The 15,591-nt window shown below is 65.4% G+C and carries 13 protein-coding genes and 1 rRNA gene; 4 read left to right on the top strand and 10 right to left on the bottom strand.

Translation table 11 applies throughout. The features are described 5' to 3' along the window. Nucleotides 1-119: 119 nt before the first annotated feature. The gene (locus DPV74_RS05925) at nucleotides 120-3,710 is read right to left on the bottom strand and encodes an indolepyruvate ferredoxin oxidoreductase family protein (RefSeq protein WP_119336749.1); all 3,591 of its coding nucleotides are present in this window, start codon (nucleotides 3,708-3,710) and stop codon (nucleotides 120-122) included. 330 nt (nucleotides 3,711-4,040) lie between these two features. Here DPV74_RS05925 and DPV74_RS05920 point away from each other — a divergent pair, with 330 nt between their 5' ends. After that, entirely contained in the window at nucleotides 4,041-4,235 is a 195-nt protein-coding gene (locus DPV74_RS05920; RefSeq protein ID WP_027788593.1) for a hypothetical protein, read from the top strand. Nucleotides 4,236-4,368: 133 nt separating this feature from the next. Here DPV74_RS05920 and hppD read toward each other — a convergent pair whose 3' ends face one another. Then, nucleotides 4,369-5,466: a 4-hydroxyphenylpyruvate dioxygenase gene (gene hppD, locus DPV74_RS05915; protein ID WP_060175012.1), complete on the bottom strand. Its 1,098-nt coding sequence runs from the start codon at nucleotides 5,464-5,466 to the stop codon at nucleotides 4,369-4,371. A 212-nt stretch (nucleotides 5,467-5,678) separates the two neighbouring features. Between hppD and DPV74_RS05910 the strand changes: the two genes are divergently transcribed. Continuing rightward, nucleotides 5,679-6,203 carry an Lrp/AsnC family transcriptional regulator gene (locus tag DPV74_RS05910; RefSeq protein WP_021158575.1) on the top strand — a complete coding sequence of 175 codons (525 nt, stop codon included), beginning with the start codon at nucleotides 5,679-5,681 and terminating at the stop codon, nucleotides 6,201-6,203. A 62-nt stretch (nucleotides 6,204-6,265) separates the two neighbouring features. Here DPV74_RS05910 and DPV74_RS05905 read toward each other — a convergent pair whose 3' ends face one another. From DPV74_RS05905 to paaA, 8 genes are all read right to left on the bottom strand, one after another. Then, nucleotides 6,266-6,913: a GNAT family N-acetyltransferase gene (locus DPV74_RS05905; RefSeq protein WP_027788590.1), complete on the bottom strand. Its 648-nt coding sequence runs from the start codon at nucleotides 6,911-6,913 to the stop codon at nucleotides 6,266-6,268. Nucleotides 6,914-7,157: 244 nt separating this feature from the next. Further along, nucleotides 7,158-7,763, bottom strand: a complete 606-nt coding sequence (locus DPV74_RS05900; protein ID WP_011350658.1) for a TetR/AcrR family transcriptional regulator — start codon at nucleotides 7,761-7,763, stop codon at nucleotides 7,158-7,160. A 16-nt stretch (nucleotides 7,764-7,779) separates the two neighbouring features. Next, nucleotides 7,780-8,604, bottom strand: coding sequence for a DUF1835 domain-containing protein (locus DPV74_RS05895; protein ID WP_059490190.1), 825 nt, complete (start codon nucleotides 8,602-8,604; stop codon nucleotides 7,780-7,782). Between the two features lie 128 nt (nucleotides 8,605-8,732). After that, complete coding sequence (gene paaE / locus DPV74_RS05890) at nucleotides 8,733-9,821, bottom strand: 1,2-phenylacetyl-CoA epoxidase subunit PaaE (protein ID WP_027788588.1); 1,089 nt, start codon at nucleotides 9,819-9,821, stop codon at nucleotides 8,733-8,735. Between the two features lie 5 nt (nucleotides 9,822-9,826). Then, nucleotides 9,827-10,387 (bottom strand): 1,2-phenylacetyl-CoA epoxidase subunit PaaD, encoded by a 561-nt coding sequence (gene paaD / locus DPV74_RS05885; RefSeq protein ID WP_119336748.1) that lies wholly within the window; start codon nucleotides 10,385-10,387, stop codon nucleotides 9,827-9,829. Between the two features lie 23 nt (nucleotides 10,388-10,410). Then, nucleotides 10,411-11,214 carry a 1,2-phenylacetyl-CoA epoxidase subunit PaaC gene (gene paaC / locus DPV74_RS05880; protein ID WP_119336747.1) on the bottom strand — a complete coding sequence of 268 codons (804 nt, stop codon included), beginning with the start codon at nucleotides 11,212-11,214 and terminating at the stop codon, nucleotides 10,411-10,413. A gap of 10 nt (nucleotides 11,215-11,224) precedes the next feature. Continuing rightward, nucleotides 11,225-11,509, bottom strand: coding sequence for a 1,2-phenylacetyl-CoA epoxidase subunit PaaB (gene paaB, locus DPV74_RS05875; protein WP_027788585.1), 285 nt, complete (start codon nucleotides 11,507-11,509; stop codon nucleotides 11,225-11,227). Nucleotides 11,510-11,546: 37 nt separating this feature from the next. Further along, nucleotides 11,547-12,545, bottom strand: coding sequence for a 1,2-phenylacetyl-CoA epoxidase subunit PaaA (gene paaA / locus DPV74_RS05870; protein ID WP_027788584.1), 999 nt, complete (start codon nucleotides 12,543-12,545; stop codon nucleotides 11,547-11,549). 198 nt (nucleotides 12,546-12,743) lie between these two features. On the opposite strand from paaA, the gene DPV74_RS05865 reads away from it, so the two are divergent. Continuing rightward, nucleotides 12,744-14,015, top strand: a complete 1,272-nt coding sequence (locus tag DPV74_RS05865) for an SGNH/GDSL hydrolase family protein (protein WP_119336776.1) — start codon at nucleotides 12,744-12,746, stop codon at nucleotides 14,013-14,015. A 563-nt stretch (nucleotides 14,016-14,578) separates the two neighbouring features. Beyond that, nucleotides 14,579-15,591, top strand: a 16S ribosomal RNA gene (locus DPV74_RS05860); the annotation flags it as partial.

Raw genomic sequence — 15,591 nt, 5'->3', positions numbered from 1 at the left:
TTCAGGCGCGGCGCAAGGAAAAACGCCACGGAACCTGCGTTCCGTGGCGTTTTTTTATTGCGAATCGCCGGCCGGGGCGGGCGTTCGAACCGCGAATGCCCGCGCCCGTCGGCCGGCCGTCACGCGACCTGCTGGTGCGACTGGCCGCCTGCCGGCGCCCGCCACTTCGCGAGCAGCGTGCTCCACTTCTGGCGTACCGCGCGCAGGTTGTTCTCCTTCACGTGGCCGTAGCCGCGAATGCCGTCCGGCAGCGCCGCGAGCTCGAGGGCGAGCGGGCGGTTGGCCGCGTTCAGCCTGGCCAGCACTTCGTCGATCAGCGCTTCGTACTCGCCGATCAGCGCGCGCTCGGAGCGGCGTTCCTCGGTGCGGCCGAACGGGTCGAGCCCCGTACCGCGCAGGAACTTCGCCTTCGCGAGCCAGCGGAAGGCCGTCATCATCCACGGGCCGTACGCCTTCTTCACCAGATGGCCGTGTGAGTCCGTCTTCGCGAACAGCGGCGGCGCGAGGTGGAATTTCAGCTTCCAGTCGCCTTCGAACTGCGCGGACAGGCGCGCGAGGAACGCGGGATCGGACTGCAGCCGCGCGACCTCGTATTCGTCCTTGTACGCCATCAGCTTGAACAGGTTGCGGGCGACTGCTTCAGTCAGCTGCTCCTGCACCGTGTCGCCGTCCGCCAGTGCACGCTCGGCGGCGCGCACCTTGTCGACGAACGCCGCATAGCGCGCCGCATACGCGGCGTTCTGGTACGCGGTGAGGAATTCCACGCGCTTCGCGATCAGTGCGTCGACCGCCTTCTTCGTGTGCAGCGCGATCACCGTGGCGCCTTGCGCGGGGCGCGCGTCGCCGGCCGCGGCCTGCTTCACGCTCGCCAGGTCGTACGCGGCGCGGCGGCCCCAGTCGAATGCCGCACGGTTCTTCTCGACCGATACCGCATTCAGCTCGATCGCGCGGACGAGCGACACGAGCGTGAGCGGCAGCCAGCCTTTCTGCCATGCGTAGCCGAGCACGAACGGGTTCGTGTAGATCGCGTCGCCGAGCAGCGCGACCGCGAAGCGGTTCGCGTCGATGAAGTCGACCGCCTCGCCGGCCGCCGCGCGGATGTCGTTCTCGGCGGACAGGCCCGGGAATGCCCAGTTCGGGTTCTTGATGAACTCGGCGGTCGGCGTCTGTGCGCTGTTGACGACCACGCGCGTCGCGTCGTGCCGCATCCGCGACGTGCACTCGTCGCCGGCCGTGACGATCGCGTCGCAGCCGATCACGAGGTCGGCCTCGCCCATCGCGATCCGCGTCGCGTGGATGTCGGTCGGCGCGTGCGAGATCTGCACGTGGCTCATCACGGCGCCGCCCTTCTGCGCGAGGCCGGTGACGTCGAGCACGGTCACGCCCTTGTTTTCCAGGTGCGCGGCCATCCCGAGCAGCGCGCCGATCGTGACGACGCCCGTGCCGCCGACGCCCGTGACGAGCACGCCGTATGCGCGGTCGATGTCCGGCAGCGTCGGTTCGGGAATGGGCGGCAGTGCGTTGCCGTCGACCGACACGGCTTTCGGCTTCTTCAACTGGCCGCCCTCGACCGTGACGAAGCTCGGGCAGAAGCCCTTCACGCACGAGAAGTCCTTGTTGCAGCTCGACTGGTTGATCTGGCGCTTCGTGCCGAATTCGGTTTCCAGCGGCTCGACCGACAGGCAGTTCGACTGCACCGAGCAGTCGCCGCAGCCTTCGCACACCGCGTCGTTGATCACCACGCGCTTCGCCGGATCCGGATAGGTGCCGCGCTTGCGGCGGCGGCGCTTCTCGGTCGCGCAGGTCTGATCGTAGATCAGGATCGTCGTGCCTTCGATCTCGCGCAGCTCGCGCTGCACGTCGTCGAGCTGGTCGCGATGATGGATCGGCACGCCCGGCGCGAGCAGCGCCTTCTGGCTGTCGTACTTCTCCGGCTCGTCGGTGACGATCACGATCTTCTTCGCGCCTTCCGACGCGAGCTGGTGCGTGATCTGCGGCACCGTCAGCACGCCGTCGACCGGCTGGCCGCCCGTCATCGCGACGGCGTCGTTGTAGAGGATCTTGTAGGTGATGTTCGCTTTCGACGAGATCGCCGCGCGCACCGCCAGCAGGCCCGAGTGGAAATAGGTGCCGTCGCCGAGGTTCGCGAACACGTGCTTCTCGTCCGTGAACGGCGCCTGGCCGATCCACGGCACGCCTTCGCCGCCCATCTGGCTGAAGGTGCTCGTGTTGCGGTCCATCCATACGGTCATGTAGTGGCAGCCGATGCCGGCGATCGCACGCGAGCCTTCCGGTACGTTGGTCGACGTGTTGTGCGGGCAGCCCGAGCAGAACCACGGCTTGCGCTCGGTCTGCACGTGCGGCTTCGCGAGCGCCATTTCCTTCGCGTTGATCACCGCGAGCCGCGCGGCGATGCGCGCGCGCACGTCGGACGGCAGCTCGAACTTCTCGAGGCGCGTCGCGATCGCCTTCGCGATGATCGCGGGCGACAGCTCGTAGTGCGCGGGCAGCAGCCAGTTGCCCATCGGCACCGACCATTCGCCGCCGGCGCCGTCCTTTTCGTCGAACTTGCCGAATACGCGCGGCCGCTGGCCGTCGGGCCAGTTGTACAGCTCTTCCTTGATCGCGTATTCGAGGATCTGGCGCTTTTCCTCGACGACGAGGATTTCGTCGAGGCCGCGCGCGAACGCCTGGGCGCCCTGCGCTTCGAGCGGCCACACGCAGCCGACCTTGTAGAGCCGGATGCCGATCCGCTCGCAGGTTTCGTCGTCGAGGCCGAGGTCGGTCAGCGCCTGGCGCACGTCGAGATAGGCCTTGCCGCCGGTCATGATCCCGAAGCGCGCGTTCGGCGAATCGATTTCGATGCGGTCGAGCTTGTTCGCGCGCACATAGGCGAGCGCCGCATACCACTTGTAGTCGAGCAGCCGCGCTTCCTGCACGAGCGGCGGGTCGGGCCAGCGGATGTTCAGGCCGCCTTCCGGCAGGATGAAGTCGGTCGGCAGCACGATCTCGGTGCGATGCGGGTCGATGTCGACCGATGCCGACGATTCGACGACGTCCGTCACGCACTTGAGCGCGACCCACAGGCCCGAGTAGCGGCTCATCGCCCAGCCGTGCAGGCCGAAATCGAGATATTCCTGCACGTTGGACGGGAACAGCACGGGCAGCCCGCAGGCCTTGAAGATGTGTTCGGACTGGTGTGCGAGCGTCGACGATTTTGCCGCGTGGTCGTCGCCGGCGAGCACCAGCACGCCGCCGTGCTGCGACGAGCCGGCCGAGTTCGCGTGCTTGAAGACGTCGCCGGTGCGGTCGACGCCCGGGCCCTTGCCGTACCACATGCCGAACACGCCGTCGTGCTTCGCGCCGGGGTACAGGTTCACCTGCTGCGAGCCCCACACGGCGGTGGCGGCGAGATCTTCGTTGAGGCCGGGCTGGAAGACGATCTGGTGGGCTGCCAGGTGCTGCTTGGCTTTCCAGAGCGACAGATCGAGGCCGCCAAGCGGCGAGCCGCGGTAGCCGGAGATGAAGCCGGCCGTATTGAGACCGGCGGCGCGGTCGCGTTCCTGCTGGAGCATCGGCAGGCGCACGAGGGCCTGGATGCCGCTCATGTACGCGCGACCGCGCTCAAGTGTGTATTTGTCGTCAAGCGTGACGGACTTCAGCGCGGCTTCTAGCGACGCGCGTTGGTCTGCGTCTAGCGGGGCATTCATTAACTGTCTCCTCCACCCGGTCTGGGATCACCAAAACTTCGGTTGCGTCGGCATCTTTTGGATGCGTCGGCAGTGGCCGGCATGTTCGCCGGTTTTAAGCGATGGTAGCACTGGGGCAAACCCGCCGCCCATCGGTTGGAATGCCGGGAGAGCCGCGGCGGCGCACCGTAAAAAAGGGGCTGAATCATGCGTTACATCATGTAAAAGCATGTAAGGCCGCGTTCATCTGCGCGCAAATGCCGTTAATCTTGTCGGCCTGCCGGAGGTGCCCGGTCGCGTCGGTCTGTTTCGACGCATCGGGGAGGCGCCGGCAGTTTTACAGGAGGTGCAATGAACACACGTCATATCCAGAGTTTCCTGATCGTGTCCGCCGCGTTTTTCTCGATGACCGGCCCGGTGCACGCGCGAGGCGCGAGCGCACTGGCGGCAGCCGGCGCGCAGATGCAGCAGATCGCGCCGGCCCAGGACGCCGTCGCGCAGCCGTCGGCCGAGCGCGCCGTCGCGTCGAAGGCGAACGCGCGTTGATCCGTTCGCGCGGCCGGCGGGCCGCGCCGGAATGCAAAAAGGGCGGGAATCCTCGGATTCCCGCCCTTTTTCTTTGTACCGCCGGATCGGGCGGGTTGCCGGGTTGCCCCGGGGCAGCCGCCCGCCGGATGCGTCAGGCCTTGTCCTGCACGACGCCGCGACGGATCTGGTCGAGCTCGATCGATTCGAACAGCGCCTTGAAGTTGCCTTCGCCGAAGCCCTGGTTGCCCTTGCGCTGGATGATCTCGAAGAAGATCGGTCCGATCTGGTTCTCGGTGAAGATCTGCAGCAGCAGATCGTCGCGCGCGCCGTCGATCAGGATCTTGCGCTTCTTCAGTTCATCCAGCGATTCGCCGTGGTTCGGCACGCGGCGGTCGACCAGTTCGTAATACGTGTCGATCGTGTCGAGCAGCTTCACTTCCTTGCTGCGCAGGCCGTCGACCGCCCGGTAGATGTCGCTGGCGCCGAGCGCGATGTGCTGGATGCCTTCGCCGTGGTATGCGTCGAGGTATTCCTGGATCTGGCCGGCCGTATCCGATCCTTCCTCGTTGATCGGGATGCGGATCTTGCCGCACGGCGACGTCATCGCCTTCGACTTCACGCCCGTCACCTTGCCTTCGATGTCGAAGTAGCGCACTTCGCGGAAGTTGAACAGGCGCTCGTAGAACTCGGCCCATTCCTGCATGCGGCCGCGATGCACGTTGTGCGTCAGGTGGTCGATATAGGTGAGGCCGTGGCCGACCGGGTTCGGGTTCGCGCCGGCGATCGGCTCGAAGTCGACGTCGTAGATGCTGATGTCGCCGATTGCGCCCGGCTGCGCGCCGTTCTTGCCGCGCCAGCGGTCGACGAAGTAGATCAGCGAATCGCCGATGCCCTTGATCGCCGGGATGTTCAGCTCCATCGGGCCCGTCTTGTTGTCGAAGCCCCATGCGCCGAGTTCGAGCGCGCGCTTGTACGCCTTCGCGGCGTCCTGCACGCGGAACGCGATCGCGCAGATCGACGGGCCGTGCAGGCGCGCGAAGCGTTGGGCGAACGAATCGGGTTCGGCGTTGATGATGAAGTTGATGTCGCCCTGGCGGTACAGCGTCACGTCCTTGTGGCGGTGGCGCGCGATCGCGGTGAAACCCATCCGTTCGAACAGCTGTCCGAGCGCTTTCGGGTCCGGTGCCGTGTATTCGATGAATTCGAAGCCGTCGGTGCCGACGGGGTTGTCCCAGTTCGGGATCTGCATGGCGTGTCTCCTGTGGGGGCGATCGGCCGCGGCGACGTGCGCCTGTCCGGCCTGGTTCGATGTCGAACGTGGCACACGCGGCGGCGTGCGCGACGAATCGGTACGTGCGACAGAGTGTAGCGGGCAGTCGCGAGCGTAAACTTGCGAACTTGATCGCCCGAACCTACGATGGCGCAATTTCCAGTCTTGAAATAATCATTGGAGGGCAGAAGATGGCGCACGCCGAATTGGATGCCATCGACCGGCGGATTCTCGCGATTCTTCAGGAGAACGGACGCCTGTCGAACCAGGAGATCGCCGAGCGCGTGAACCTGTCGCCGAGCCCGTGCCTGCGGCGGATCAGGCGGCTCGAGGAGATCGGCGTGATCACCGGTTATGTCGCGCTGCTGAATCCGCAGAAGCTCGGGCTCGACCTGCTCGCGTACGTGAGCGTGCGGCTCGAGAAACGCGGCGGCCTGGCGCCGGTGCGGGTCGACGAAACGTCGGCGCGCGCGGGCGCGACCCATGCGGAGCTGTTTCGCGCGGCCGTGCAGACCTGGCCGGAAGTGGTCGCGTGCCACGCGATGACGGGGGACATGGATTACCTGCTGCGCGTGCAGGTCGAGGACATGGCGCATTTCTCCCGCTTCGTGCAGGAGCATTTGCTGCATCACCCGTCGGTGATCGACGTGAAGACGAGCTTTTCGCTCGAATGCTTCAAGGAGACGACGGCGTTGCCGATTCGGTCGGTGCGCTAGTTGCGCGGCGGGGGAGGGAGGGGCCGGGCGCGCGGAAGAAGGCGCGGCCCGGCTGGCCGACGTTACGCCGTCAGGGCGGCGGGCATCAGCGATTCGATGAACTTCGTGGTGCGGCGCGCCTGGCGCTTCATCGCGTAGTCGAACACCGCGGCCTGCTCCTGCAGCATCTCGGCGATGATCGTCGAGTGGTCGGCCGGCGGCAGCGACAGGTACGCATCGGCTTCGCCGTACGCATACTCGATCCGCATCCCGGATTTCTTCGCGATGTGCATCATCGTCGCGTTACGCGACAGGCAGTGCATGTACAGCGTCGTCACGTGCGTGTTGCGGCTGCGGATCGCCGCGCGTTCGAACAGCTTTGAGCCGACACCGCGGCCGCGTGCGCTTTCGAGCACCGACACGCCGAATTCGGCCGTGCGCTTGTCGCCCTCGGCCGGCAGGTAGGCCAGGTGGCCGACGCCGATCAGTTCGAGGTCGTGGTCGAACACGCCGAACACGGTGTCGCGACCGAAGTCGATCGTGCGGACATAGTTCTCGAGCACGTGGTCGGGCACCATCTGGCCGAAGCGCAGCAGGCGGTCCTCTTCGTCGAGCGAGAGAAAGTGGGTGAGCATCTGCTCACGGTCTTTGGAAGCCAGTTCCCTGACGAGAACCGGCGCAGTACCGGCGGTGCCGACGACATCGGCAGAGCCGTTGAATCGCGTGTTCATCGTGGGTTCCTCAATGTGTGACCGTACAGCGGGTTGTGCAATGCAGCAGCATTTTACCCGACCGTCAGCCCTCGGATTGGGGAAAACCCGTATTTAACGATGTTTGAGCTGGAGGATGAATTCTAAATCCGCTTAGTTAATCGGATATCTATTTGATTTTAAACGGATTTAAAATTCATCATATGAAACGCGCGGCGGGCGGTCGCAGTGTGCCCGTCGCGCAACGCTTGCTGCTGCGCGGCAATCAGGCGGCCGTCGACAGCCCGCGTTCGATCAGGTCGATCACCTGCTCGGCGAAGTCGCGGTAGCCGAGGCGGCCGCCGGGCTTCAGCCACGTGAACGTCCAGTTGATCATCCCGAACACCATCATCGTCACGGAAGTCTGGTTTTCCTTCGAGATGCGGTCCGGGTACGCGCGCGCCAGCTGTCGCGTGAATGCCGCGACGATGTCGCGCTGGCGGTCGAGCACGATTTCACGCTGCGCGTCCTCGAGATACTTCACGTCGTTGAGCAGCGCGACGTGGCGGCTGTGCGATGTCTCGTATTCGGCGAGGAACGCGCGCACGAGCTCCGCGAACGCGTCGCGCTCGCTGAGGCCGCGCCGCTGGCTCGCCCCTTCGACCTCGGCGATGATCAGCATCAGCCGTTTCGTGTAGCGGTCGAGCAGGTCGAACAGGATCGCTTCCTTGCTCTCGTAATAGTGATAGAGGCGTGCTTTCGACGTGCCGCTCGCGGTCGCGAGATCGGACATCGACGTGCTCGGATAGCTCGTCTGCGCGAATTTGTCGGCGGCCAGATCGAGGATCTGCTCGCGCTGGGATTCGTGGTCGGGCGCTCGGGTACGGGCCATGGTCGAATGCGGAAGATTAGCGGTGCGTGGCGGCCGCGCGGGCCGCGCGCACCTGCGTGGAGGAGAGGGCGTCGGGCGTGTCGTCCTGCAGCTCGAGCCGGCCGGCCGCCGCGAGTTCGCGGCAGCGCCACCAGGCGATCGAGTCGCTGACGAACAGCCCGCCGCGATCGGCGTCGGCCATGATGCTGCCGACGAGGCGCCGCGCGGGCAGCCAGTCGGTTTCCGCGCGCGCGAGGATCAGCGCGTCGAGTTCTTCATAGTGGCCGCTCTTGATCGTGTTGCTGACCCAGTAGCGCAGTTCGGCGTTCTGGTGCTTCGCCTCCTGCCATTCGAGCGCGAGGCGGCCGATGCGCAGCACCGAGATCGGCGCGGCCACCGGACGCTTGCGCGCCAGTTCGGCGGGCGAGAACATGCCGGTCGCGCATGCCTGATCGGTGCGCGACAGCGACGCGCGCTGCGCCGGATCGAGGTCGGCGGCCGACAGCCGCACTTCGTTCAGGCGTTGCGGGACATTGCGCAGGTGATAGGCGACGCGCCGCAGCAGCAGCTTGTCGCCGACGCTCGGCGCATGCCACACCACCACCTGGCCCGTCTCCGTCGCCAGCTGGTCGAGGCGTGCGAACTCGGCTTCGATCTCTGCGTTCCAGTCGGGAATCTGGTCGCCGAGCACGCGCTGCCAGAAGGCTGCGCGCGTGTCGGGCGTCTCGTCGGCGCCCTTGAGCGGTCCGACGCCGAGATCGTCGAGCAATCCGACGACATGCTCGTCGCGCCCGGCTTGCGCGAGTGCCTCGCGCAGCGACGCGGCGGCGGTGCCGCCCTGAATCACATGAATGGTACTCATCGGCCTGTCGTCAACAAAAGAAAACCGCCGGCCGGGCGGACGTTGCGATGTCCAGCCGGCCGGCGGCCCCTAGTGTAAGCGAGATGTGTGACGGCGAGAAACCGTCCGGCGCCGCGACGCGACGTCGCTCAACGCTCGTCGAAGCTCACGACGACCTTGTCGCTGACCGGGTGGCACTGGCACGTGAGCACGAAGCCGTCCTTCACTTCATGCTCCTCGAGCGTGTAGTTCTTCTCCATCCGCACTTCGCCCTCGAGCACCTTCGCGCGGCACGTGCAGCACACGCCGCCCTTGCACGCGTAGGGCAGCGCGAGGCCCGCCCGCAGGCCGATATCGAGCAGGCTCACGCCTTCGTACGGCAGCCGCAGCTTGCGCTTCTTGCCGTCGAGCACGATTTCGAGGTCGGCGGCCGGCGTCTGGTCGGTGATTTCGACGACCGGCGCACCGGCTTGCGGCAGCGGCGTGCCGAAGCGCTCGACGTGCACCTTCGCCTGCGGCACGCCGGCTGCCTTCAGCGCGGCTTCCGCCGCGTCCATCATCGGCGCCGGGCCGCAGATGAATGCTTCGTCGATCGCGTCGGCCGGCGTCAGCGTGCCGAGGAATTCCGCGCATTTCGCCTGGTCGAGCACGCCGTTGAACAGTTCGACGTCCTGCTGGTCGTCCGACAGCACGTGATAGAGGACGAAGCGGTTCATGTAGCGGTTCTTCAGGTCCTCGAGCTCCTCCGCGAACATGATCGCGTCGACGCTGCGGTTGCCGTAGATCAGCGTGAACGTGCTGCGGGGCTCCAGTTCGAGCGTCGTCTTCACGATCGCGAGCACCGGCGTGATCCCGGAGCCGCCGGAGAACGCGACGTACTGCTTGCCGTGGTCGGCGTTCAGGTGCGTGAAGAAACGGCCGTCCGGCGTCATCACGTCGATCGTGTGGCCGGGCTTCAGCGTATCGAAGGCGAAGTTCGAGAAGCGGCCGCCGCGTACGCGCTTGATGCCGATGCGCAGTTCGCCGTCACGGTCGTAGTCCGTCGTGCCGACGCAGATCGAATACGAGCGGCGCGTTTCCTCGCCGTCGATGTGGGTCTTCAGCGTGACGAACTGGCCCTGCGTGAAGCGGTACGCGTCGCGCAGCTCGGGCGGCACGTCGAAGGAGACGGTCACGGCGTCGGCGGTCTCGGGCCGCACGTCGCGGATACGCAGCGGATGAAATTGCGGGGTCGCCATATCGATTAGTAGGGTTTGAAGTAGTCGAAGGGTTCGCGGCAGTCGACGCAGCGATACAGCGCCTTGCAGGCCGTGGACGCGAATTGCGCGAGACGCTCGGTGCGTGCCGAGCCGCAGCGCGGGCACGCGGGCGCCGCGACGGGCCGCGGCACGAAGCGCACGACGTTTTCCCGCGGCGCGGCGGTGCCGCATTGGCCGACCGGCGGCGCGATGCCGTACGCACGCAGCTTGTCGCGCGCTTCCTGCGTGATCCAGTCGGTCGTCCACGCGGGCGCGAGCACCGTCTCGATCCGGTGCGGCGGCAGGTCGGCGGCCTGCAGCGCGGCGGCGATGTCTTCGGCGATCTGCGACATGGCCGGGCAGCCCGAGTAGGTCGGCGTGATCACGACCTCGAGCTGGCCGTCGTCCGCGCGGCGGACGTCGCGCAGGATGCCGAGCTCGCGGATCGACACGACCGGGATCTCGGGATCGGGCACGGCTTCGAGCACGTCCCATGCGCGGGCGAGCAGCGGATCGTCGCGGCGCGCGGCAGGCACGGCGTTGGCGGGGGTGGTCTGGACGGACATCGTCGGGCTCCGTGGCGTCGGGGTTACCAGGTCGCGCCGGGGTGCTGGCGTGCGAGGCTTTGCAGTTCCGCGAGCAGGTAGCCCATGTGTTCCGAATGCTCGCCCTGCTTGCCGGTCGTCACGTGCTGCACGGGGGCCGGCAGCGTGAGCGTCGCCTCCACGAGCGCGTCGTCCACGTCCGCGCGCCACGCCGCTTCGAGCGTGGCCGGTGCCGGGGCGATGCCTTCGGCCGCGACTGCGTCGTCGATCGCATCGGCGGCGAAGAATTCGCGCGTATACGGCGTCAGGTAGTCGAGCGCGTCCTGCGCGCGACGGTGCGATTCGTCGGTGCCGTCGCCGAGGCGCACGAGCCACTCGCGTGCGTGCTGCACGTGATAGCGGGTTTCCTTCACCGATTTCGCGGCGATCGCGGCGAGCTGCGTGTCGGTCGACGTTTCCAGCGCGCTCCACACGTGCAGCATCAGCGCCGAGTACAGGAAGTTGCGCACGATCGTCACCGCGTAGTCCTTGTCGGCGTGCGCGGTGCCGGCGAGCGGGCCGTAATGCGGCAGTTCGGCGAGCGTGAAGTTCGCGAACTCGCGCTCGGTGCGGAAGTACGCGTAGTCGTCCTCGGTCTTCGTCGCGCCGGTGAGCTGGCGCTCGAGTTCGGCCGCATGCGTATACAGCATGCGTGCCTGGCCGATGAGGTCGAGGCTCATGTTGGTGAGCGCGATGTCTTCCTCGAGGATCGGGCCATGGCCGCACCATTCGGCATTGCGCTGACCGAGGATCAGCGTGTTGTCCGCGAGTCGCAGCACGTAGGAGAGGTGTTCGGGCGTGATCGTCATGGCGCGGGCGTTACATGTGGTTGACTTCGTCGGGCAGCGTGTAGAACGTCGGGTGACGATAGATCTTGTCGCCCGCCGGTTCGAACAGCTCGGCCTTCTCGCTCGGATCCGACGCGGTGATCGCCGACGACGGCACCACCCAGATGCTCACGCCTTCCTGGCGGCGCGTGTAGACGTCGCGCGCCATGCGCAGCGCCATCGACGCGTCGGCGGCATGCAGGCTGCCGCAATGCTTGTGGTCGAGCCCCTGCTTGCTGCGCACGAACACTTCCCAGATCGGCCATTCCTTGTTCATCACTTTCTCCTGAATCCTGAATTCGATGGTGTGCCGCTCAGGCGGCGTGCTGTTCGGCGCGCGCGCGGCGCTTTGCTTCGTGGGCGAGGGCGGCTTCGCGCACCCATGCGCCGTCCTCGTGCGCTTTCACGCGGGTCGCGAGGCGTTCCTTGTTGCACGGGCCGTCGCCGTTGACCACGCGCCAGAATTCGTCCCAGTCGATCGTGCCGTAGTCGTGGTGGCCACGTGCTTCGTTCCACTTCAGGTCGGGATCGGGCAGCGTCACGCCGAGCACCTTCGCCTGGTCGACCGTCGCGTCGACGAATTTTTGCCGGAGGTCGTCGTTCGTGATCCGCTTGATGCCCCATTTCGCGGACTGGTTGCTGTGGACCGAATCGGCGTCGCTCGGGCCGAACATCATCAGCACCGGCCACCACCAGCGGTTCACGGCCTGCTGGACCATCGCGCGTTGCGCGTCGCTGCCCTTCATCATCGACAGCAGCGCGTCGAAGCCCTGGCGCTGGTGGAACGATTCTTCCTTGCACACGCGGATCATCGCGCGCGCGTACGGGCCGTACGTGCAGCGGCACAGCGGGATCTGGTTCATGATCGCGGCGCCGTCGACCAGCCAGCCGATCACGCCGACGTCGGCCCAGGTCGGCGTCGGGTAGTTGAAGATGCTCGAGTATTTCGCCTTGCCGGCGTGCAGCGCGTCGATCAGCGAATCGCGCGATACCCCGAGCGTTTCGGCCGCGCTATAAAGATAGAGGCCGTGGCCGGCTTCGTCCTGGACCTTCGCGAGCAGGATCGCCTTGCGCTTCAGGCTCGGCGCGCGGGAGATCCAGTTGCCTTCCGGCAGCATGCCGACGACTTCCGAGTGCGCGTGCTGCGAGATCTGGCGGACCAGCGTCTTGCGATAGGCGTCGGGCATCCAGTCCTGCGGTTCGATCTTGCCGTCGGCAGCCATGACCGCATCGAACCGCGCCTGCTCGGGCGACTCGGCTGCGGCGTCGAGCGGCGCGACGTTGCCGGGGATGTCGAGGGATTGCGTGTACATGGCGAGGCTCTCGTCCGGTTGAATGTGTGCGAATTATAAACCAACCGACCGGTCGGTTAATAAATTTCTTGCGGATTTGCGGAAAGACTCGGGTAAACGAGGGACATCGGGGCGCGATGGTGCTGCGTGATGGCGGCCGGCACGCGGGAGCCGCGCCTTCTGCGGCACAATGCCCGCTTTCCGACGAGGATTTTGCCGATGTCATTCCGAAGCAGTATCGCCGCGGCCGTGCTGGGTGCGGCCGCTTTTGTCTCGCCGCTCGTGGCGTCGGCTTCGGCCGCGCCGGCGGGATGGGTTGCCGCGTGGGCGACCGCGTTGCAGCCGATTCCCGACCTTGCCGCACCGCCGCCGCTTTATCGCGCGCCCGACGTTGCCGGTCGCACCTTGCGCCAGATCGTCTATCCGACAGTGTCGGGGCGCGCCGCACGGATCCGCGTCAGCAATGCATACGGTCGTTCCCCCCTCGTCGTCGAGGCGGCGAGCGTCGCGCGCGCTGGCGAAGGTGCGGCGCTGTCCGGCGATGCGGCCGCGCCGGTCCGGTTCGGCGGCAAGGTGTCGGTGACGCTTGCGCCGGGCCAGGAACTCGAAAGCGATCCGGTGGGGATCGACGTCAGGGCCGGGCAGCCGTATGCGATCAGCCTCCAGATGGGGCCGAACCAGCGGATGACGGTCTGGCACCGCGTGTCGAACCAGTTCAATTATGTGTCGGTGCCGGGCGAGCACGTGAGTGATCCGGGGGCTGCCGCGTTCCGCACCCACTTTACCCAATTTGCATGGGTGACCGAGCTCGCGGTCGAGACCGGTTCCGCGCGCGCAAGCGTAGCCGCGATCGGCGATTCGATCACCGACGGGCTGCGCTCGAGCGTGAACCGGAACCGCCGCTGGCCGGACGCACTGGCGCGTCGGCTGGCCGCCTCGGGCGCGGAATCGATCGGCGTCGCGAATCTCGGGATCAGCGGAAACCGGCTGCTCAGCGATTCGGCTTGCTATGGCACGTCGCTGGCGTCGCGGTTCGAGCGCGATGCGCTGTCGCGCGCGGGCGTAAAGGCGGCGATCGTGCTGATCGGGATCAACGACATCAACTTTGCGGCAATGCCGCCGCGCGCGGGGCTCGATTGCGACCACCCGCATACGCAGGTCACGGCTGCATCGCTGATCGACGGCTACCGCCGACTGATCGACGCGGCGCACCGTCAGGGCGTGAAGGTCTTCGGCGCGACGCTGACGCCGGCCGGGCTGCCGGCGGGGCGCGAGGCGCTCCGGCTCGAGGTGAACCGGTGGATCCGGAGCGGTGGCGGGTTCGACGGCGTAGTGGACTTCGACGCGGTGCTGCGCGATCCGGCGCGCCCGAGCGTGCTGCAGCGTCGATTCGATAGTGGCGACGGTATTCATCCGAGCGACGCTGGATACACGGCGATGGCCGACGCGGTGCCGATTGAGCAACTGCAGACCGCGGTGGGCGGCAAGTAATGAGCGTCTATATATAGAGGGAAGTGTCGCCGGCCCCCTTGTGGTCGATGGCCACCGGCGGCCCGCCGAGCCCTAGCCCCGGTGCGCGTCAGCGCACGGGGGCTTTTCAAAATATTTTCACAAAGGGCTTGCGTGGATGGGGGCGGGTGCTTAGAATCACGCCTCTTTCGCGCTAACGGAAACGCAGCGCGGAAGGGGGAAGCGAAGCTGGTGGTGTGCCGCAGTGTCGGGCGCGCGGCTGGCCTGGAAGTTGAACCCCGCAGTCGCAACGATGTAGTGTAAAAAGTTGTTGACGAGCTGCGAAACACGGTTCATAATCTCGCTTCTCTGCTGCTGAAAACGCAGCGCTGCCGGGAAACACGAAGTTCCTCGCAGATTGCTCTTTAAAAATTAACAGCCGATAAGTGTGGGCGCTTGATGGAAGCGAGCTGATCCTCGGATCAGATAGCAAAAGTATCAAGAGTCTCACACTAAAGTAAGTCAGGTTTATGAAGTGATTCATATTCCTGTCAGCTTTGAGTGAGCGACCGGTTCTTAACCGAACCGAAAACAGTAACAGGTTTAAACTGAAGAGTTTGATCCTGGCTCAGATTGAACGCTGGCGGCATGCCTTACACATGCAAGTCGAACGGCAGCACGGGTGCTTGCACCTGGTGGCGAGTGGCGAACGGGTGAGTAATACATCGGAACATGTCCTGTAGTGGGGGATAGCCCGGCGAAAGCCGGATTAATACCGCATACGATCTACGGATGAAAGCGGGGGACCTTCGGGCCTCGCGCTATAGGGTTGGCCGATGGCTGATTAGCTAGTTGGTGGGGTAAAGGCCTACCAAGGCGACGATCAGTAGCTGGTCTGAGAGGACGACCAGCCACACTGGGACTGAGACACGGCCCAGACTCCTACGGGAGGCAGCAGTGGGGAATTTTGGACAATGGGCGAAAGCCTGATCCAGCAATGCCGCGTGTGTGAAGAAGGCCTTCGGGTTGTAAAGCACTTTTGTCCGGAAAGAAATCCTTGGCTCTAATACAGTCGGGGGATGACGGTACCGGAAGAATAAGCACCGGCTAACTACGTGCCAGCAGCCGCGGTAATACGTAGGGTGCAAGCGTTAATCGGAATTACTGGGCGTAAAGCGTGCGCAGGCGGTTTGCTAAGACCGATGTGAAATCCCCGGGCTCAACCTGGGAACTGCATTGGTGACTGGCAGGCTAGAGTATGGCAGAGGGGGGTAGAATTCCACGTGTAGCAGTGAAATGCGTAGAGATGTGGAGGAATACCGATGGCGAAGGCAGCCCCCTGGGCCAATACTGACGCTCATGCACGAAAGCGTGGGGAGCAAACAGGATTAGATACCCTGGTAGTCCACGCCCTAAACGATGTCAACTAGTTGTTGGGGATTCATTTCCTTAGTAACGTAGCTAACGCGTGAAGTTGACCGCCTGGGGAGTACGGTCGCAAGATTAAAACTCAAAGGAATTGACGGGGACCCGCACAAGCGGTGGATGATGTGGATTAATTCGATGCAACGCGAAAAACCTTACCTACCCTTGACATGGTCGGAATCCTGCTGAGAGG

It is taken from the genome of Burkholderia sp. HAN2018 (assembly GCF_024704855.1).
Classification (GTDB): Bacteria; Pseudomonadota; Gammaproteobacteria; order Burkholderiales; family Burkholderiaceae; genus Burkholderia; species Burkholderia cepacia.
The sequence above is the reverse complement of the archived record's forward strand: the minus strand, read 5'-3'. Positions and strand labels throughout refer to the sequence as shown.